The sequence below is a fragment of the Micromonospora radicis genome, from assembly GCF_003583405.1.
GTDB lineage: Bacteria > Actinomycetota > Actinomycetes > Mycobacteriales > Micromonosporaceae > Micromonospora > Micromonospora radicis.
Genome location: NZ_QXEC01000025.1, coordinates 62,401 through 80,691, shown reverse-complemented (window position 1 = coordinate 80,691; position 18,291 = coordinate 62,401). Strand labels below are relative to the sequence as shown.

The 18,291-nt window shown below is 73.4% G+C and carries 15 protein-coding genes and 1 pseudogene; 6 read left to right on the top strand and 10 right to left on the bottom strand.

The annotated features are described in order from the left end of the window. Window positions 1–56: 56 nt before the first annotated feature. The 6 genes and pseudogenes from D2L64_RS21950 to D2L64_RS28335 all read right to left on the bottom strand — a co-directional run. Window positions 57–830, bottom strand: a complete 774-nt coding sequence (locus D2L64_RS21950; protein WP_147376280.1) for a hypothetical protein — start codon at window positions 828–830, stop codon at window positions 57–59. A gap of 108 nt (window positions 831–938) precedes the next feature. Continuing rightward, window positions 939–1,715, bottom strand: coding sequence for an endonuclease/exonuclease/phosphatase family protein (locus D2L64_RS21945; protein ID WP_233559084.1), 777 nt, complete (start codon window positions 1,713–1,715; stop codon window positions 939–941). 27 nt (window positions 1,716–1,742) lie between these two features. Then, window positions 1,743–3,233 carry a phosphatase PAP2 family protein gene (locus tag D2L64_RS21940; protein ID WP_119579090.1) on the bottom strand — a complete coding sequence of 497 codons (1,491 nt, stop codon included), beginning with the start codon at window positions 3,231–3,233 and terminating at the stop codon, window positions 1,743–1,745. Window positions 3,234–3,297: 64 nt separating this feature from the next. Further along, the gene (locus tag D2L64_RS21935) at window positions 3,298–4,314 is read right to left on the bottom strand and encodes a YihY/virulence factor BrkB family protein (RefSeq protein ID WP_119579089.1); all 1,017 of its coding nucleotides are present in this window, start codon (window positions 4,312–4,314) and stop codon (window positions 3,298–3,300) included. Window positions 4,315–4,405: 91 nt separating this feature from the next. Further along, window positions 4,406–5,422, bottom strand: a complete 1,017-nt coding sequence (locus D2L64_RS21930) for a diacylglycerol/lipid kinase family protein (protein ID WP_119579088.1) — start codon at window positions 5,420–5,422, stop codon at window positions 4,406–4,408. 157 nt (window positions 5,423–5,579) lie between these two features. Continuing rightward, window positions 5,580–5,855, bottom strand: a pseudogene (locus D2L64_RS28335) (Clp protease N-terminal domain-containing protein); the annotation flags it as partial. Here D2L64_RS28335 and D2L64_RS21920 point away from each other — a divergent pair. The 3 genes from D2L64_RS21920 to D2L64_RS21910 all read left to right on the top strand — a co-directional run bounded on the left by D2L64_RS21920 (window position 5,760) and on the right by D2L64_RS21910 (window position 9,993). After that, window positions 5,760–6,590: a universal stress protein gene (locus D2L64_RS21920; protein WP_119579087.1), complete on the top strand. Its 831-nt coding sequence runs from the start codon at window positions 5,760–5,762 to the stop codon at window positions 6,588–6,590. The pseudogene D2L64_RS28335 and the gene D2L64_RS21920 overlap by 96 nt on opposite strands. Before the next feature lie 116 nt (window positions 6,591–6,706). Further along, the gene (locus D2L64_RS21915) at window positions 6,707–9,097 is read left to right on the top strand and encodes a phosphoketolase family protein (RefSeq protein WP_119579086.1); all 2,391 of its coding nucleotides are present in this window, start codon (window positions 6,707–6,709) and stop codon (window positions 9,095–9,097) included. 23 nt (window positions 9,098–9,120) lie between these two features. Further along, on the top strand, window positions 9,121–9,993 hold the full coding sequence (locus tag D2L64_RS21910) for a universal stress protein (protein WP_119579085.1): 873 nt from the start codon (window positions 9,121–9,123) through the stop codon (window positions 9,991–9,993). Window positions 9,994–10,049: 56 nt separating this feature from the next. Here the strand turns inward: D2L64_RS21910 and D2L64_RS21905 are convergent, their stop codons facing one another. Further along, on the bottom strand, window positions 10,050–11,951 hold the full coding sequence (locus D2L64_RS21905; RefSeq protein ID WP_119579084.1) for a heavy metal translocating P-type ATPase: 1,902 nt from the start codon (window positions 11,949–11,951) through the stop codon (window positions 10,050–10,052). Between the two features lie 183 nt (window positions 11,952–12,134). Here D2L64_RS21905 and D2L64_RS21900 point away from each other — a divergent pair, with 183 nt between their 5' ends. Beyond that, window positions 12,135–13,133, top strand: a complete 999-nt coding sequence (locus tag D2L64_RS21900; protein WP_119579083.1) for an Acg family FMN-binding oxidoreductase — start codon at window positions 12,135–12,137, stop codon at window positions 13,131–13,133. Between the two features lie 126 nt (window positions 13,134–13,259). Further along, window positions 13,260–14,933 carry a sensor histidine kinase gene (locus tag D2L64_RS21895; protein WP_119579105.1) on the top strand — a complete coding sequence of 558 codons (1,674 nt, stop codon included), beginning with the start codon at window positions 13,260–13,262 and terminating at the stop codon, window positions 14,931–14,933. Window positions 14,934–15,227: 294 nt separating this feature from the next. Here D2L64_RS21895 and D2L64_RS21890 read toward each other — a convergent pair whose 3' ends face one another. The 3 genes from D2L64_RS21890 to D2L64_RS21880 all read right to left on the bottom strand — a co-directional run bounded on the left by D2L64_RS21890 (window position 15,228) and on the right by D2L64_RS21880 (window position 16,791). Beyond that, a complete protein-coding gene (locus D2L64_RS21890) occupies window positions 15,228–15,866 on the bottom strand; it encodes a response regulator (RefSeq protein WP_119579082.1) in 639 nt (212 codons plus the stop codon). Window positions 15,867–16,282: 416 nt separating this feature from the next. Further along, window positions 16,283–16,504: a helix-turn-helix domain-containing protein gene (locus D2L64_RS21885; protein WP_119579081.1), complete on the bottom strand. Its 222-nt coding sequence runs from the start codon at window positions 16,502–16,504 to the stop codon at window positions 16,283–16,285. Further along, window positions 16,504–16,791 carry a hypothetical protein gene (locus tag D2L64_RS21880; RefSeq protein ID WP_147376279.1) on the bottom strand — a complete coding sequence of 96 codons (288 nt, stop codon included), beginning with the start codon at window positions 16,789–16,791 and terminating at the stop codon, window positions 16,504–16,506. The genes D2L64_RS21885 and D2L64_RS21880 overlap by 1 nt, the downstream gene beginning before the upstream one ends. Before the next feature lie 457 nt (window positions 16,792–17,248). Here D2L64_RS21880 and D2L64_RS21875 point away from each other — a divergent pair, with 457 nt between their 5' ends. Continuing rightward, window positions 17,249–18,226, top strand: coding sequence for an Acg family FMN-binding oxidoreductase (locus D2L64_RS21875; protein WP_119579079.1), 978 nt, complete (start codon window positions 17,249–17,251; stop codon window positions 18,224–18,226). Window positions 18,227–18,291 lie beyond the last annotated feature (65 nt).

Genomic DNA, 18,291 nt, shown 5'->3' with positions numbered 1-18,291 from the left:
GCCGGCCCGGCGGCGCCCGCCGACCGGCATCGCCCGCCGACCGGCGGCGCGGCTGGTCAGCGGCGCAGGCCGAGAGTGGCCAGCACCTCGCGGGTGGCCTGCCGGGCCGGATCGAGGACGCTGCGGCGCAGCCACCGGCCTGCCGGTACGACGGTGGCCCGCCAGGCGGCGCGCATCCCCCGGCCCACCGGCAGCACCGTGTGCCGCCACACCCAACGGGCCGCCCGCCAGACCGGACGCAGCGTCCGCACCCAACACCACCACAGGAAACGACCCGTCACCCGCCAGGCCCAGCGCAGTGCGCCGGCCAACTGGGCCGCCAGCGCCACGAGCCAGCCACCCAACCGCCGGGCCGCCGGGGTGAGCACCCGGACCAGCCAGGCCAGCGGCACCCACACCAGGAAGTAGAGCGGCACCAACACCAGGGTGCGGGCCAGCCAGGCCAGCCCCCGGCCGCACCAGCGCAGCAGCCACCCGAGGCCCTGCCCGCACCAGCGCATCGGCGGCCGGAGGGCCCGGTGCCACAGCCGGACCAGCCCGTCGGCGAGCCAGGTCAACGGCAGCCAGACCAACGTCCGCCACGACCACAGCACCGCGCGGGTCAGCCAGAGCAGCGGAATCCAGATCAGGTGCCGCAGCAGCCACCCGAGGGGACGCAACAGCCAGCGGACCACGAACCGCGCCGTCGGGGCGAGGATCCAGCGGTACAGTCCCCTGCCGGTGGCCGCCAGCAGCTCCCAGGCCAGCCGCACCGGCAACACCACCACCAGCGCGATGCCCCGCGCGACGAGCCCCACCGCCGACGACCTGCCGTCACCAGCTTCGATCACAGCCAGCCACGCTAACCCCCTGCCGTCACCGGCCACACCGCCGTTCCGGTGGAGTTGACCAAGAGGTTCCGGCGCACCGGACCGGCCACCGCGACCAGCACCTCTTGATCAACGCGGTAGGGGTGGGGGCGGGTTCAGGGCGAAGGTGGCCTGGAGGGGGTAGTGGTCCGACGCGTACCGGGTGTCGGGAGTGCGCAGCACCCGGACGGTGTCGAGGAGCCCGGCCAGGGCGGCAGTGGCGAGCAGGTAGTCCAGGCGCATGTCGGCGAACTCCGCCCCGCCGTACCCGGTGGGCACCGTCGGGCCCGCTGCCGTGGCCAGGTCGACCAGCCCGGCGGCGAGCAGCCGGGACACCGCCCGGGAGTCCACCGTCCGCCCGTCCCGGCGCAGGTGCCGACGACGGTACGCGGCGGGCAGTCGGGCGACCCGCTCGACGTGGTCGGCGTACGGGTCGAGGGTGTTCAGGTCACCGGCGAGCAGCGCGAGGCCGTCGCGGGCCGGACGCAGCGCGGCGGCCGCCCACCCGGCCTCGACCCGACGCCGGGCACCGGTGTGCGGGTGGAGGTGGGTACCGAGCACGGTCAACGGACCGGCGTCGGTACCGATGGTCACCCGCTGCGCGCCGTGGTGGAACGGCCGTCGCACCGGTGCGGCGGCCAGCACCGGCCACGGTGGGCGGACCAGCACCGCGACCGGCTGCCCGAACCAACTGCCGGCCAGGTGGGGCCGCAGGCAGAGGCGGTCGGCGAAGGCCGACACGTCCCGATCGCGCAGTTCCTGCACGGCCAGCACGTCCGGTCGGTGCTCGGCGACCACCCGGGCCAGGGCGTCGCGCCGATCCGGGCCACCCCGGTCCCGCCCCCCGTTACGGACGTTCCAGCTCATCACCCGCAGCACGGTCGACCCCGCCGCTCAGCCCGGCCGACCGGCCTCGGCCAGTTCGTCGTCGAGGGTGTCCACGTCCTCCGACTCGATGGCCGGCTGGTTGCCCTCGTCGACGTCCTCGTTGGGCCGGACCACCCAGTAGAGCAGCCCGATCCACGCCGCGGTCAGGATGAGCGCGCCCATGAAGTCGGTCGGATGGTGCATGCCCCGGTACATCCGGGACACCGCCACCCCGACCGGCATGACCACCGCCGCGACCACGAACAGCCACCGCCACCAGCGGTCGGTACGCGGCAGCACGATCACCGCGATGGCGATCCACAGGCAGAGGCTGGCCGCGATGTGACCGGACGGGAACGAGGAGGTGGGCATCGGACCGTCCAGGTTCTCCACCGGCGGGCGCGGCCGGTCAACCGCCGCGGCCGTGGTCAGGAAGAGGGTCAGTTCACCGAACATCACCAGCGCCACGAAGAGCACCGGTCGCCAGCGCCGCCAGATCGCCAGCACCAGCGGGCAGAAGATCATCGACACCAGCAGGATGGCATGGGTGTCGCCGACCTTGCTCCACCACCAGCTCAGCTCGTCCAGCGCCGGAGTGCCGCGTTCGGCGAACCAGTTCGGCACCGCCTCGTCCAGCGTGGCGAGGAAGGTGCCCTCGGCGTGGTAGCTGACGAACATCCCGAAGGCGTACAGGAGACCGAAGACCAGCACCCAGCCCACTGCGATCTCGGCGACCCCGGCGCGGGCGTGCGGCAACAGCTTCTTCTCGTCCGGTGCCGGCGCCACCTCGTGCGCCGCCTCCGGTTCCAACCCCTGCGCCAACGGCGTCGCGGGCCGCCCCCGCTCCAGCCGCCACAACCGGAAGGCGTACGCGGTGACACCGAGCCAGGCCGCGCCGAGCAGCCAGGCACCGAGCACGTCGGAGAGGAAGTGCACACCGAGCGCGACCCGGGTGAAGCCGATCAGGAAGACCACGGTGCCGACCAGGACCATCGCCGGTCGTCGCCAGCGGGGCGCCAGGGCCGGCAGGAACACCAGCAGGATGGCACCGTAGGCGACCATCGACCCGAGTGCGTGCCCGCTGGGGAAGCTCTGCCCCGCGTACGTGCCGATCGGCACCGCCACCTCGGGCCGCAACCGGTCGACCAGGGTCTTCAGCGTCGGGTCGAGGATCAACGCGCCCGCCCCGGTGACGATCAGGAAGACGGCGAGCCGGCCCTGCCGCCGGATCAGCAGCCCCAACACGGCGACGGTGACCAGCCAGACGATGACCGGCCGACCGCCGAGATCGGTGATCGCGTTGAGCACGGTGACCAGCGGGCCGATCGGTGCCACCTGGTCGTTGAGCCACCGCGCCACACCGTGGTCGACGTCGTAGAGCGGTGACCAGCGCACCCGGACCAACACCAGTACCAGCCCGAAGCCGACCCCGGTACCGAGTACGAGCGCCAGGCCGGCGAGCGTACGTTCGGTGAAGTGCCCGAGGGGTCGACGCAGTACGTTCCTGACCGCGCCCACGGCAGCCTCCTTCGCCTCTGGCGTGCCGCTGTACCCGATCGATGTCCGGCGTACACCCGGCCGGTCAGAGGGCGGTCATCTCCCCGGTGTCGAGCAGGTCGTCGCGGCGCGCCTCCGGCTGCCACAGGTCCGGTTGGGCCGGCTCCTGCACACCGATGCGCACCGCCTCCAACTGCGCGGCGAAGGCGAGCCCACCGAACAACGCCATCCCGGTGAGGTTGGCCCAGAGCAGCAACGCCATCATCCCGGTCAACGCGCCGTAGGTCTGCCCGAAGTCCGCACTGAACCGGACGTAGCCGGCCAACAGCAGGCTGGCCAGCCACCACAGCGCGGTCGCGATCCCGGCGCCGAAGAGCAGCCAGGACAGGCCGGGCTGGCGGCGCCGGGGCGCGTGGCGGAACAACACCGCCACGGCGAGCACGGTCAGCCCGAGGCTCAGCGGCCAGCGGACCACGCCCCACCCCGTGCTGGCCAGCTCACCCCAGGCGTAGTGCCGCTGCACCGAGTCGCCCATCGGTCCACCGCCGACCAGAATCAGGAACCCGGCCAGGGCCGGCAGGCCGGCGGTGACGGCGAGCACCGCCGCGCGCAGGTACTTCCGCAGCGCCGGCCGGTCCCGCTCGACCCCGTAGATCCGGTTGGCGCCCCGTTCGATCTGCGCCATCGTGCTGGTCAACGCCACCAGGCCGGTGATCAGGCCGAGGCTGAGTGCCACCTCGCCGATGTCCTCGGCCCGTTCCGCGCCCGCGCCGTCGCCGTCGCCGAGCAGCTCGGCGACCACCTGCTCGCTGGCGCCCGGAGTCAACGCCAGCACCGTGTCGGCGACCACCTCGCCGCCCTCGGCCGCGCCCAGCTCCGCGATCAACCCGGTCAACGCGATCAGGAACGGCACCACCGCCAGACAGAGCTGGAACGCGAAGGCCCGCGAGTGGCTGAACCCGTCGCCGTACCGGAACCGGGTGAACGCGTCGCGCAGCAACTGCCAGCCGCCCTCCCGGCGCAGCGTCTGCCAGGCATGGTCGGCGCAGAGCTGCTCGTCGGACATCAGCCGGGTCTCCGGCACCAGCTTTGTGCTACTCACCGCTCACCGCTCGTTCGCGACTGCGGGGCTCGCAAGCTCACTCCTCGCGCTCACCGCTCACCGCTCGTTCGCGACTGCGGGGCTCGCAAGCTCACTCCTCGCGCTCACCGGAACCGCTGTTCGCGACGAGCCGTTCACCCCGCTCGGCGGCGGCTGCCGCGTCCTCGGTGAGGTCCGGCGCCTGTTCCGGCCGCGGTACGCACAGCCACAGCGCCCGCCGCCGGATCTCCGCCCGCAGGGTGGGCCCGGGTTCGATCAGGTCACCGTCCAGCTCCCGGGGCTGCGCCCGGTTACTGGTGATCACGACGCGTCGAGCGCGGAACTCCTCCATCCGCGGAACCCGGTCACGGCGGCGCAGCACCGCCCAGCCGAGGACGAGCCAGTGCGGCAGCGTACGCGGGCTGAGCACGGCCACGTCGAAGTAGCCGTCGTCGGGTTCGGCCTCGGTCAGCAGGGTCACCCCGCCCTGCAACCGGCCGACGTTGGCGACCAGTACCGACCGGGCCCGGCGCCGCAACGGCGGCTGGTCGTCCAGCCGGATCGATACCCGCATCGGCCGGTCCCGCAGGTGCCGCACGGCCCCCACCACGTACGCCGGCCAACCGATCCGTCGCTTGGTCGTCTCGCTGGTCGCGGCGAGCATCTGGGCGTCGAAGCCCATGCCGGCCATCACCGCGAAGTGCTGCCCGTCCACCTCGCCGACGTCGAGCAGCCGCCGCCCGCGTTCGACGGCGACCGCCAGCCCGGCGGCCAGGTCGGTGGAGAGGCCCAGGTTCGCCGCGAGCAGGTTGCCGGTGCCCTGCGGCAGGACGGCGAGCGCCACCTCGGTGCCGGCCAGGGCACTGACGCAGGCCCGTACCGTCCCGTCGCCGCCGCAGGCGAAGACCACGTCGACGCCAGCCGCGAGGGCCTGCTCGGTCTGCCCCCGCCCGGGGTCGTCGACGGTGGTCTCGTACCACAGTGGCTCGGGCCAGCCCGCGGCGGTGAGCGTGCCGTCGACGGTGTGGCGCAGCGCGTCGAGGTCGTCGACCTTGACCGGGTTGACCACCACCGCGCTGCGCAGCGGCCGTGCCTGCCGTCCAGCTTCCACGGCGCAAGTGTGCGGCATCGGGCGGGGTTCGGCGACCCGGAGCCCGGGTGGGCAGATTCACCCGCCCACCACCCACGACGAGGTTTAGGGCGCGATCGACGCCGATCTCGCGCAGGGCGGCGGCGTCGGCCTCGGCCAGGCCCGTCCCACCGGCCTCGGTGTGCCGACGGATCCGCGCCCGCAGGTCGTCGGCGGTGACTCCGGTGTCGCGGAGCACCCGGACCGCCAGGCTGTCGGCGTCGGCGAGGATGCCGAGCAACAGGCCATGCCGAACAGTTGCGATCCCGCTCCGGGGCCGTACCGCCGCGACTAGCCTCAGACCCAGGTCAGGGCGACAGCTGCGGGGGTGAGCCGGATGGCCGCAGCCAGCGACGCGCCGGTACTCGTCGGCGTCGGCCCGGACGACGCGCCCCCGGTGGCCCGCCTCGCCGCGCGGGTGGCCGCCGCGCACGGCCGCGGACTGCACCTGCTGCACTCGTTCAACTGGGCGGCGATGGACGCACCCGCGGTCTCCGGCTCACGGGACACCGCCGAACGCCTGATCGCCGAGGCGGCCGAGGCGGCCCGGCGCGCCGAACCCGACGTGCCGATCACCACCGAGATCGCCGAGGGATCCGCGGTGTCGAACCTCGTCCGCAAGTCCGAGGCGGCCTTCCTGGTCGCGGTGGGCGACGGCGGGATGGCCCACTGCAACCGCTGCATCCCCGCGGACAGTCCCGCCGTGCAGGTGGCCGCCCGGGCCGAGTGTCCGGTGCTGATCGCCCGGCGGGAGCCACCGCCGCCGGGGCCGGTGCTCGTCGGGGTGGACGGCTCGGCCTCCGCCGAACTCGCGCTGGCCTGGGCCGCCGCCTGCGCGATCGAGCACCAGGCCCGGCTACTCGCCGTGTGGGTGGTCGACTCGGACGCGGCGATCGAGGAGACCACCCGACGGCTGCACCGGCTCGTGGAGCGGTACCTCACCGACCGCCCGAGCACCACCGGCGAGTGTCACGTCGTCCGCGGCGACCCCGGCTCGGTACTGATCGACCAGTCCCGCTCCGCCCAGCTGACCGTGGTCGCCGCGCGCGGCGACGAGCCGTGGCGGGGCATGCTCGGCGCGGTCAGCCAGTCCGTGCTCTACCACTCCCCGTCCCCGGTGATCGTGGTCCGCGGCGTCACCGGCCCGCCGGGCGACACCGGGTCGTGACACCCGGGTGGTCGGGACCAACGGCCCTGATCCACGGTCACCGATCCCGCGAAGCTGAAGGAGGAAACCCGTGTTGCGGATGCAGGATCCACCGACCCGCGAGAGGCTGACTCAGTATGGACACCGCCCTGGACCCGCAGAGCACCCTGACCGATGAGGAGTTGCGCCGGCTGGACGCGTACTGGCGGGCGGCGAACTACCTGACCGTCGGGCAGATCTACCTGCTCGGCAACCCGCTGCTGCGCGAACCGCTGGTCCCCGAACACGTCAAGCCCCGACTGCTCGGCCACTGGGGCACCTCCCCCGGCCTGAATCTGATCTACGCACACCTCAACCGGGTCATCGTCGCCCGCGACCTCTCCGCGATCTACATCACCGGACCCGGGCACGGCGGCCCCGCCCTGGTGGCGAACTCCTGGCTGGAAGGCACCTGGAGCGAGCGGTACCACGGCATCGGCCGCGACGAGGCCGGCATGGCCCGACTGTTCCGCCAGTTCTCCTTCCCCGGCGGCATCCCGAGTCACGTCGCGGCGGAGGTGCCGGGTTCGATCCACGAGGGCGGCGAGCTGGGGTACGCGCTCAGCCACGCGTACGGCGCCGCCTTCGACAACCCGGACCTGCTGGTCGCCTGCGTCATCGGCGACGGCGAGGCGGAGACCGGGCCGCTGGCCGGCAGCTGGCTGTCCAACGTGTTCCTCAACCCCGCGCGCGACGGCGCGGTCCTGCCCATCCTGCACCTGAACGGGTACAAGATCGCCAACCCGACGGTGCTGGACCGGATCCCGGAGTCCGACCTGCTCGACCTGATGCGCGGCTACGGCTACCAGCCGTACGTGGTGGCCGGCGACGAACCGGCCGCCGTACACGAACTGCTCGCCGCCACCCTGGACCGCGCGCTGGACGAGATCGCCGCGATCCAGCGTCGCGCCCGTTCCGGTGGCGCTGTCGAACGCCCGCGCTGGCCGATGATCGTCCTGCGTACGCCGAAGGGCTGGACCGGCCCCCGTCAGGTCGACGGCAAGCAGGTCGAGGGGACGTACCACGCGCACCAGGTGCCGCTGTCCGCGGTCCGGGACAATCCGGCGCACCTGGCCGAGTTGGAACGGTGGCTGCGCAGCTACCGCCCGGAGGAACTCTTCGACGCCACCGGCGCGCCGGTCGCCGAGCTGACCGCCCTGCCGCCGTGCGGCGACCGGCGGATGAGCGCCAACCCGGTCACCAACGGCGGCCAGGTGCTGCGGGACCTGACCCTGCCGGACTTCCGCGACTACGCCGTCGAGGTGCCCCACCCCGGCGAGACGGTCACCGGCGCCACCGGTGAACTCGGCAAGTGGGTACGCGACGTGATCGCCGCGAATCCGCAGTCCTTCCGGCTCTTCGGCCCGGACGAGGTCGCCTCCAACCGGCTCCAGGCGGCCTTCGAGGTCACCGACCGGGCCTGGGTGGCCGGCACGGTGCCCGGCGACGACCACCTCTCCCCCGACGGCCGGGTGATGGAGGTCCTCTCCGAGCACCTGTGCCAGGGCTGGCTGGAGGGTTACCTGCTGACCGGCCGGCACGGCATCTTCACCAGCTACGAGGCGTTCATCCACATCGTCGACTCGATGGTCAACCAGCACGCCAAGTGGTTGAAGGTGACCCGGGGCATCCCCTGGCGGATGCCGATCGCGTCGCTGAACTACCTGCTCTCCAGTCACGTGTGGCGGCAGGACCACAACGGCTTCTCGCACCAGGATCCGGGCTTCATCGACCACGTGATGAACAAGAAGGCCGAAGTGGTCCGGGTGTACCTGCCGCCGGACGCGAACACGCTGCTCTCGACCATGGACCACTGCCTACGCAGCCGGCACTACATCAACGTGGTGGTGGCCGGCAAGCAGGCCGCCCCGAACTGGTTGACCATGGAGGAGGCCGTCCAGCACTGCCGGCGCGGGCTGGGCATCTGGGACTGGGCCAGCACCGACGACAGCAACGAGCCGGACGTGGTGCTCGCCTGTGCCGGTGACGTACCGACGCTGGAGACCCTGGCGGCGGCCGACCTGCTGCGCCAGCACCTGCCCGAACTCAAGGTACGAGTGATCAACGTGGTGGACCTGATGCGGCTCCAGCCGGCCAGCGAACACCCGCACGGCCTACCGGACAACGAGTTCGACACGCTGTTCACCCGCGACAAGCCGATCATCTTCGCGTACCACGGCTACCCGTGGCTGATCCACCGGCTGACCTACCGCCGTACCAACCACCACAACCTGCACGTGCGCGGGTACAAGGAGGAGGGCACCACCACCACGCCGTTCGACATGGTGATGCTGAACGACCTGGACCGCTTCCACCTGGTGATCGACGTGATCGACCGGGTGCCCGGACTGGCCGCCCGCGCCGCCCACCTGCGGCAGGAGATGACCGACGCCCGGCAGTCCTGCCGCGACTACACCCGCCGGTACGGCGAGGACGACCCCCGGGTGGCCGAGTGGCGCTGGGTCCGCGGCGAGGAAGCGACGTCATGAGCGAGCGCCAGCGAGGGGGCGGCATGGGTGACGCGCAGATCGTGGTCGGCTACGACGGCTCGCCGGACGCGGCAGCCGCCCTGGAGTGGGCGTTGGCGCAGGCCCACCGCGACGGCCGCGCGGTGCGGTTGGCGTACGTCTTCGAATGGCTCACCGTGGCCGGCTGGATCGGTCCCGGCATGACTCCGGGGATGTGGCCCGACGAGCAGGCCCGCCAACAGGTCGAGGAGTTGGTCCGCAAGGCGGCGGCCGATGCCGCCGCCGCGCACCCCGACCTCACGGTCGGCGGCGAGGTACTCGACGGTCCGCCCGCCCTGGTGTTGGAGGAGTGCTCCACCCAGGCCGGCCTGCTGGTGCTGGGCAGCCGCGGCCACGGCGGCTTCGCCGGCCTGCTCGCCGGCTCCACCGCGGTCAGCGTCACGGCGCACGCGCACTGTCCGGTGGTGGTGGTCCGCCGGGACGCGCCCAGCGGCACCCGGGCCGGGCATGTCGTGGTCGGCGTGGACGGCTCGGAACATTCACTGCTGGCTCTCGGGTTCGCCGTCGAGCAGGCGTGCCTGCGCCGGGTGCCGCTGCACGTGGTGCGGGCCTGGCAGCCCGGCCGGGAGCAGTGGACGGGCGACGCGCCGGACCGGGACGCGGTACTCGCCGAGCACGCCGCCGAGTTGGACGAGCAGCTGAGCCGCTACCGGGAGGCCTTCCCGGACGTCGAGGTGACCGTCGAGGCGGCCGCCGCCGCGCCCGCCGGTCTGCTGATCGACGCCAGCCGCAACGCGCAGCTGATCGTGGTCGGTACCCGGGGGCGCGGCGGCCTGCGCGGCATGCTGCTCGGCTCGGTCAGCCAACAGCTCATCCAACACGCGCACTGCCCGGTCGCGGTGGTCAGGGAACGCTGATCCGCGCGGTGCCGGCCCACCCGGGGCCGGCACCGCCGCCGGTCAGCCGCCGCCGGTCAGCTGTCGACCGGGCCGCGTGGGCCACCGCGCAGGGCCCGCAGCGCGTTGACGATCACCAGTACGTCGATCCCCTCCTGCAGAAACGCACCGGCGACCGGTGGCAGCCGACCGGCCGCCGCGAACCCCATCGCCAGCACCGCCAACCCCATCCCGACCGTGGCGCTCTGCACCGCGATCCGGCGGGCGTACCGGGCGATCTCGACCGCGTCGGCGAGGGGGTCGAGCCGGTCCACGGTCAGTACCGCATCGGCCACGTCGGCGGAGGCGCTCGCCCCGGTGGCCCCCATCGCCACCCCCACGCTCGCCTCGGCCAGCGCCGGTGCGTCGTTCACCCCGTCACCGACCATCACGGTCACCGCCCGGTCGGCCTCCGCCCGTACCCGGGCGACCTTCTCCTGCGGTGTGCAGCGGGCCAGTACGTCGTCCACACCCACCGCGTCGGCGACCTGACGGGCGGTCTCCGGCCGGTCCCCGGTGACCATCACGATCCGGGTCAGCCCAGCCGTACGCAGCCGGTCCACCGCCCGGCGGGCGTCGGGACGAACCGGATCCTCCAGCAGCACCGCGCCGATCGGCCCGGTCTCGTCGGACACCCAGACCACGGACCGGCCCGCCGGTTCGGGGCCCGACCGCGCCCACGGCGGCGCTTCCCCGGTGAGCTGGCCGACCCGGATCCGCCGTCCGTCGACCCGCCCGCGCACACCCCGGCCCGGCTCCTCGGTCACCTCCGTCGGCGTACTCAGCCGCAGTCCCCGGTCGCCGGCCTGCCGCACCAGCGCCGCAGCCAGTACGTGTGGCGACAGTTGCTCCACCGACGCGGCCAGCCGCAGCACCTCGTCGGGGTCACCACCGGGGGCGGCCAGGGTCCGCGCCACCCGGGGACGCCCGGCGGTGAGCGTGCCGGTCTTGTCCACCAGCAGGGTGCGGGCCCGGCCGAGCACCTCCAGCGACCCGCCGTCGCGCACCAGCACACCCCGCCGGGCGACCCGCGACAGGCCGGACACGATGGCGATCGGCGTGGCCAGCAGCAGTGGACACGGGGTGGCCACCACCAGCACCGCCACCGCCCGGATGAAGTCGCCCGACCACGCCCAGCCCAGCCCGGCCAGGGCGAGGGTGAACGGCACGAAGGCCGCGGCGTAGCGGTCGGCCAGGCGTACCGTCGGCGCCTTGCGGGCGGTCGCCTCCCGGGCCAGCCGGACGATCCCCGCGTACGTGCTGCGCTGCGCGCTCTCGGTGGCCCGCAGGCCGAACCCGGCGCCGGCGTTGATCACACCGCTGGCCACCGGCTGGCCCGCCGCCCGCTCGACGAGCCGGGACTCCCCGGTCACCACCGACTCGTCCAGCGTCGCGGGTGCCTCGGTGATCCCGTCGACGGCGACCACGTCACCGGGCCCGACCAGCAGCCGGTCCCCGGCCGCCACCCGATCCACCGGCACCACCTCGACCCCGCCGTCGGCGGTGCGCCGCCGCGCGGTGCGCGGTGCCCGTTCCAGCAGCGCCCGCAGGTCGCGGGTGGCCCGACGCTGGGCGTACGCCTCCAGCGTCCGTCCGGTCGCCAGCATCACCGCGATCACGGCACCGGCCAGGTACTCCCCGACGCCCAGCGCGCCCGCCAACGCCAGGACCGCGATCACGTCCACCCCGAACCGGCGCCGCCACAGGTCACGCAGCACCGAGGCGGCGGCGGGCAGCAGCGCGACCAGGGTCACCGCCGCCCACACCAGGTCCGCGGCGCCGGTCCGCCCGGACAGCCACAGACCCGCCCCGAGCAGCACCGCGGCGGTCAGTCCGGTCAACGGCGCCCACAGCCGCCAGCGGAGGCGTCGCGCTCGTACCGGCCGCTCCGGCACACACTCGTCCGCGCCGCGGTCCGCTCCAGCCGGCTGCGACCTCACCTGCGGATCGTCCCAACCCCTCGGGCATCCCGTCGGCGGTCCGCGGGAATCCGGGCCCAAGTACCCCTGTCGGCGGGACCGGCGGGCCGTGCGGGCGGGCGTGGGATGGCCCAGGATGAACTGGACCGCCCCACGGTCGTACCGAGGTGCGGCACGATGGGGACATACGGAAAGGTCGTGACGATGAGCCACCAGACGCCGGCTACCCACCGCCCGTTGACCACCGCCCTCGCGGAGGCCGCCGCGATGGCCGGCCACGCACCGTCGGTGCACAACACCCAGCCGTGGCGCTGGCGGGTGCTGCCCGACGCGCTGGAGCTGCGCATGGTCCGCGACCGCCAGCTGGCGGCCACCGACCCGTCGGGTGAACTGGTCACGCTCAGCTGCGGTGCCGCGCTGCACCACGCCCGGCTGGCGCTGGCCGCCGAGGGGTGGACGGCCGACGTCCAGCGGCTACCCGAGCCGGGTACGCCCGAGCTGCTCGCCCGACTGGCCGACCCGCGACCCGCCGGTGTCGACCCGGACGCGATGCGGATGGTCCAGTGCATGCAGGTACGGCACACCGACCGCCGGCCGGTCAGCGACGAGCCGGTCAGCGCCGACAACCTCGCCGCGATCGCGGCGGCCACCACCGCCGAGGGCGCCCGGCTGGAGATCCTCGACCGGGATCAGGTTCTGGAGTTGGCCGCCGCCGCCTCGCACGCCGCCAACGTGGAGGCGGAGGACACCGCGCTACGCGCGGAACTGGACTACTGGACCAGCCGCGCCGGTGGCACCGGGCTCACCCCGCAGGTGCTGCTGGACCAGCCCGCGCAGACCACCGTCCCGGGTCGGGACTTCGGCCGCCCCGGCGCTCTGCCGGCCGGTCCGGGTCACGACCAGGCCGCGTCGTACGGCGTGCTCTACGGCGACGACGACGAACCGCTCAGCTGGCTGCGGGCCGGTGAGGCGCTCTCGGCGGCGTGGCTGCTCGCCACCCGGCTCGGCGTCTCGATGGTGCCGCTGAGCGGGGTCGTGGAGGTGGCGGGCACCCGGCAGATCCTGCGCCAGGTGCTGGCCGGGCTCGGCCACCCGTACCTGGTGCTGCGGCTGGGGGTCGCCGACCCGGAACACGCCGGCCCGCCGCACACCCCGCGGCTGCCCCGCGAACAGGTGGTGGACACCTCCGCGGTCGACGGCTGACCGGCCGGTACGGCGTACCGGCGGCGGCCCTCCCGCACGGCGTACCCGTTCCGGCGGCCCGCCGGATAGCATCGCCGGGTGACCGTCGGCGCACCGAACCCCCGGCACGAGCCACCCTCGCTCGGGCTGAGCCCGCTGTCCCGGGTCCACCTCGACGAGCTGCTCCAGGAGATGCTGGACCGGGTCGGCGAGGTGGTGACCAGCCGGGAACGGCTCCGGGCCCTGCTCGACGCGGTCGTCGGCATCGGCACCGACCTGGACCTGCGCAGCACCCTGCAACGGATCGTGCAGTCGGCCTGTGACCTGGCCGGCGCCCGGTACGGCGCGCTCGGCGTGGTCGGCCCGGACCGGATGCTGCACGACTTCATCACCCACGGCATCTCCCCCGAGCTGCACGCCAGGATCGGTGACCTGCCGCACGGTCGGGGCGTGCTCGGTCTGCTCATCGACGAGCCGAAGCCGCTGCGGATGCCGGACATCACCCAGCACCCCCGCTCCTACGGCTTCCCGCCGCACCACCCGCCGATGCACACCTTCCTCGGCGTGCCGGTCCGCATCCGGGACCAGGTCTTCGGCAACCTCTACCTGGCCGAGAAACAGGGCGGCGCACAGTTCACCGACGACGACGAGGAGATCGTCGTGGCGCTCGCCGCGGCGGCCGGCGTGGCCATCGAGAACGCCCGGCTCTACGCGCTGGCCCACCGGCGGGAACGGTGGCTCTCCGCGACCGCCGAGATCACCGCGCTGCTGCTCGGCGAGGTACGCCGCACCGACGCGCTGACCCTGGTGGCCCGCCGCGCCCGGGAGGTCGCCGAGGCCGAGCTGGCCCTGGTGCTGCTCTACGACGACCTGGCCGACCACTTCACCGTGGAGGTCGTCGACGGCGCCGGCGCCCAGGCCCGGGCGCTGGTCGGCACCGTGCTGCCGGCCGCCGACACCAGCTTCGCCGGTCCGGTGACGCAGGGCCGGCACGACTCGGTGGACGACCTCGCGCACGCCGCCCCGTGGCCGGCGGTACTGCACACCGGTCCGGCGGTCATCTCCCCGCTGGCCACCGCCGACACCCTGCACGGCGTGCTGGTGATCGCCCATCACGCCGACCACCGTGGTGCCACCGAGGACGACGTGGTGCTGCTGGGCAGCTTCGCCGGGCAGGCCGCGCTGGCCATGGAACGCGCCCGCGGTCAGGAGGAACGCGAACAGCTGGTGGTCCTCGAAGACCGCGAGCGGATCGCCCGGGACCTGCACGACGTGGTCATCCAACGGCTCTTCGCCACCGGCCTGCAGTTGCAGAGCGCGGTGCCGCTGGCCGGCCGTCCCGAACTGGCCAAGCGGGTCAACGCCGCCGTCGACGACCTGGACGCCACCATCAAGGACATCCGCCGGACCATCTTCGAGCTACGCAGCCCGGTCAGTGCGGCGCTGCGTACCGAGATCACCGAGGCGGTCGAAGTGGCTGCCGAGTCGCTGGGCTACCGGCCCCGGCTGGAACTGACCGGACCGATCGACAGCGCCGTCCCCGACGCGGTCCGTCCCGATCTCACCGCCGTGCTTCGCGAGGCCCTCTCCAACGCGGTACGCCACGCCGAGGCGTCGGCCGTGTCGGTGGCGGTGACCGTGGACGCCGCCCAGGTCACCGTCGTCGTCACCGACAACGGCGTCGGCTGCGACCCGGCCAAGGCCCGGGGTGGTCTGGTGAACCTGCGCGAGCGCGCGGAACGCCACGGCGGAACCTTCGAGGTACGTCCGGCCGAACCGCAGGGCACCGAACTGTCCTGGTCGATCCCGCTGCGCGACTGATCGTTCGCCACACCCGACACCCGACACCCGACACCCGACACCCGACACCCGACACCCGACACCAAGATCGTGCTCGATCCGGGATCGAGTTGCATCCTCAGCGGTTCGTAGCAACTCGATCCTGCATCGAGCGTGACCTTGAACGGCGCTGGTACGGGTGTGGCGAGGCCGGGAAGCAACAGGCATGCGCGCCCATCCGGCCCACGGCGACGGCCCAGCCGGCGCGACGGCCCAGCCGGCGATAGACCGCGGGCAGCGATCAGTCCCGACCAGCAGTCAGCCCCTGGCCGACGGTCAGTGGGTCTTGCCGAGCAGGCGGGTGGCGAGCACCGCCGCCTGGGTACGCCGCTCCAGACCCAGCTTGGCCAGCACGCTGGAGACGTAGTTCTTGACCGTCTTCTCCGCCAGGAACATCTTGCCGGCGATCTCCCGGTTGGTCAGCCCCTCGGCAACGTACTCCAAGATCCGCCGTTCCTGCTCGGTGAGCGACTGCAACTCGCGGGGCTGCTCCACCCCGCTACGGATGCGTTCCAACACCCGGGTGGTAATCGCCGGATCGAGCAGCGACTGCCCGGCCGCCACCCGCCGCACCGCGTCGACCAGGTCGGTGCCCCGGATCTGCTTGAGCACGTACCCGGAGGCGCCCGCCATGATTGCGGCGAACAACGCCTCGTCGTCCTCGTACGAGGTGAGGATCAGCCCCTTGATCGAGGAGTCCACCGCCCGGACGTCCCGACACACGTCGATCCCGTTGCCGTCAGGCAGCCGGGCGTCGAGGATCGCCACGTCGGGCCGCAGCGCGGGAATCCGGCGGGCCGCCTCCTGAGCGGAGCCGGACTCACCGACCACCTCGATGTCGCCACTGGCACTCAGCAGGTCGGCAAGACCACGACGGACGACCTCGTGGTCGTCGAGCAGGAACACCCGGATCATCTCCCCTTTCTACCCGCCCACCCCCACCCACCGCACGGGCCAAAGGTCCCAACCCCAACCCCACACCCTCCGCCGCCCTCCGCACCCCCTCGCACCCGCCCGCACCCGCGCCCCGCGCCCTCACCCCGCGCCCTGCCCCGCGCCCTGCCCGCGCCCTCACCCCGCGCCCTCACCCGCGCCCCGCGCCCTCACCCCGCGCCCTGCCGCGCGCCCTGCCCCGCGCCGCCCCCGCTGCCCTGCGCCTCGCGTTCCCCGCACCGCGCCCTGTGCTCCCCGCACCGCGCCTCATGCCCTCAGCCATGAGCCCTGAAGTCGCCACCGGCCAAGCGTCTCGCGCCGCCCCCGCGGGCGGCGGGCCACCGCGTTCGCCTGGATGGCAGCCACGGCCCACGGCGGGGCGGGTGGAGATCTGGGCCTTACCGCGCACCACCGTCGTCGGGCACCCAGCGCAGGACGTCACCGGGCTGGCAGGCGAGCGCCTCGCAGATCGCGTTGAGTGTGGAGAACCGCACGGCTTTCGCGCGGCCGTTCTTCAGCACCGACACGTTCGCCAGGCTCAGCCCGATTGCGTCGGCGAAGTCCCCGACCGACATCTTCCGCTTCGCGAGAAGCACGTCGATCTCGACCACGATGGCCATCAGAGCACGCCGTCCAGCTCCGTCTGCGCGCTCGTCGCGCGATCGACGAGCCGGTGCACCACGAACATGACCCCGAGCAGCGCTGCGCCGACCAGGCAGCCCAGCCCGCTGGCCATCCACAGCCCGAGAGTGTCCATGCCGTCGGTGGGCGACGGGAACTCCCCGAACGTGAAGAACACGAACACGCCGACGGTGAGCAGGGCGCCGATCGCCGCGCCGATTGTGATCACCCAGCGCTGCGACCCGGGCCGGAAGAAGGTGCCCGACTGCGCGCGGAACAGCAGCATCCAGACTGCCGCGAGCACGACCTGCGCACAGGCGACGAAATCGCTCGAGAATCGAGCCTACGCAGTGCGTCCCCGTAGCGCGCCCTAGATCAACGGGGAAGGGGCAGCCGCCGAGGCCACCACCACCGCGACGACCAGCCCCAACACGTTAGATCAGATCAAGTTGCTACGGACCACCCTCTGACCCCTGGACCCGTCGATCATGGAGTAATGGTCGCGACAAAAGGTATATAAGCTACCTAAAGGGTGACCCAAACTCCATGATCGACGGAAACTGGGCGGGAGGCACCGCGGGGAACGCGGGGCGGGAGGCACCGCGGGGAACGCGGGGCGGGAGGCACCGCGGGGAGGGAGGAGGGGACGGGGTGCCGGGTGGGTTCGGGACGTGTGGCCCTGCTGGGCGGGGGTGGTCGCGGGGCACCGTGGGTGTGACCGGCGAGGGTGAGGGGGCAGGACCATGGAGACCGGCTACACCGCCGAGCAGCTGCGCGCCGCGGCGACCGACGCGATCCGCGCACCGTCCCTGCACAACGTCCAGCCGTGGCGGTTCCGACTGCGCGACGGTGGGATCGAGGTACTCGTCGACCCGGCCCGCCGGCTGCCGGCGACCGACCCGAGTGGCTGGGGGGCCCGGATCGCCGCGGGGGCGGCGCTGTTCAACCTGCGCCTGGCCCTGGCGGTGGCGGGTGCTCCGGCAACCGTGCGACTGCGCCCGTACCCGGCGGAACCGGACGTGGTGGCCCGGCTGCTGCCGGACGTGCCGCGCCGACCCACCCCGACCGAGCAGAGCCTGTACGCGGCCGTACCCCGCCGGTTCAGCAACCGTGCCCCGTTCTGGCCGGACCCGGTTCCCGCGGATGCCCGTTGGCGGCTGGGCGACGCGGCCCGCGCCGAGCACTGCTGGCTGGAACTGCTGATCGGGGTCAGCGCGGTGAACGCCTTCGCCGAGATCGCGCACAGCGCGCATCGGGTACTCGAACGGGATCCCGCCTACCGGGCCGAACGGCAGGCATGGGTACGCCCCGCAGACGCACCCGACGGCGTGCCCGCGGCTGCCGGTGGGCCGCTGGCCGAGCCGCAGGATCTGCTGCCGTCCCGGGGTTTCGGCGGCCTGCACCGGGCGCCCGGCCGGGACTTCGAGCCGGAGCCGCTGGTCGCGGTGCTCGGTTCGGCCGGTAACACCGCCGTCGACCAGGTCGTCGCCGGTCAGGCGTTGCAGCGGGTGCTGCTCACCGCCACCGACTCCGGCCTGTCGGTGTCGATGTTGTCCCAGCCGATCGAGGTGCCGACGGCCCGGGAGCAGCTTCGGGTGTCGCTGGGTCGCTTCGGCGCTCCGCAGATGGTGATGCGGATCGGGTACGGCCAGCCCGGCCGGCCCACCCCCCGCCGCGTGGTCGACGAGGTGCTGGACCTGCCGGTGCCCCAGCACTCATAGGGCCGGGCACCGGGCACGGGCGTCCGCCGCCACGCGTCCCACCCGCCACGCGCCCGAGCCGGTCC

Bases quoted from the DNA above. Each gene is read 5' to 3' on its own strand.
- D2L64_RS21945 (WP_233559084.1), bottom strand. From the start codon at position 1,715: ATGAGCTGGAACGTCCGTAACGGGGGGCGGGACCGGGGTGGCCCGGAT.
- D2L64_RS21930 (WP_119579088.1), bottom strand. From the start codon at position 5,422: ATGCCGCACACTTGCGCCGTGGAAGCTGGACGGCAGGCACGGCCGCTG.
- D2L64_RS21920 (WP_119579087.1), top strand. From the start codon at position 5,760: ATGGCCGCAGCCAGCGACGCGCCGGTACTCGTCGGCGTCGGCCCGGAC.
- D2L64_RS21915 (WP_119579086.1), top strand. From the start codon at position 6,707: ATGGACACCGCCCTGGACCCGCAGAGCACCCTGACCGATGAGGAGTTG.
- D2L64_RS21910 (WP_119579085.1), top strand. From the start codon at position 9,121: ATGGGTGACGCGCAGATCGTGGTCGGCTACGACGGCTCGCCGGACGCG.
- D2L64_RS21900 (WP_119579083.1), top strand. From the start codon at position 12,135: ATGAGCCACCAGACGCCGGCTACCCACCGCCCGTTGACCACCGCCCTC.
- D2L64_RS21890 (WP_119579082.1), bottom strand. From the start codon at position 15,866: ATGATCCGGGTGTTCCTGCTCGACGACCACGAGGTCGTCCGTCGTGGT.
- D2L64_RS21885 (WP_119579081.1), bottom strand. From the start codon at position 16,504: ATGGCCATCGTGGTCGAGATCGACGTGCTTCTCGCGAAGCGGAAGATG.
- D2L64_RS21880 (WP_147376279.1), bottom strand. From the start codon at position 16,791: ATGCTGCTGTTCCGCGCGCAGTCGGGCACCTTCTTCCGGCCCGGGTCG.
- D2L64_RS21875 (WP_119579079.1), top strand. From the start codon at position 17,249: ATGGAGACCGGCTACACCGCCGAGCAGCTGCGCGCCGCGGCGACCGAC.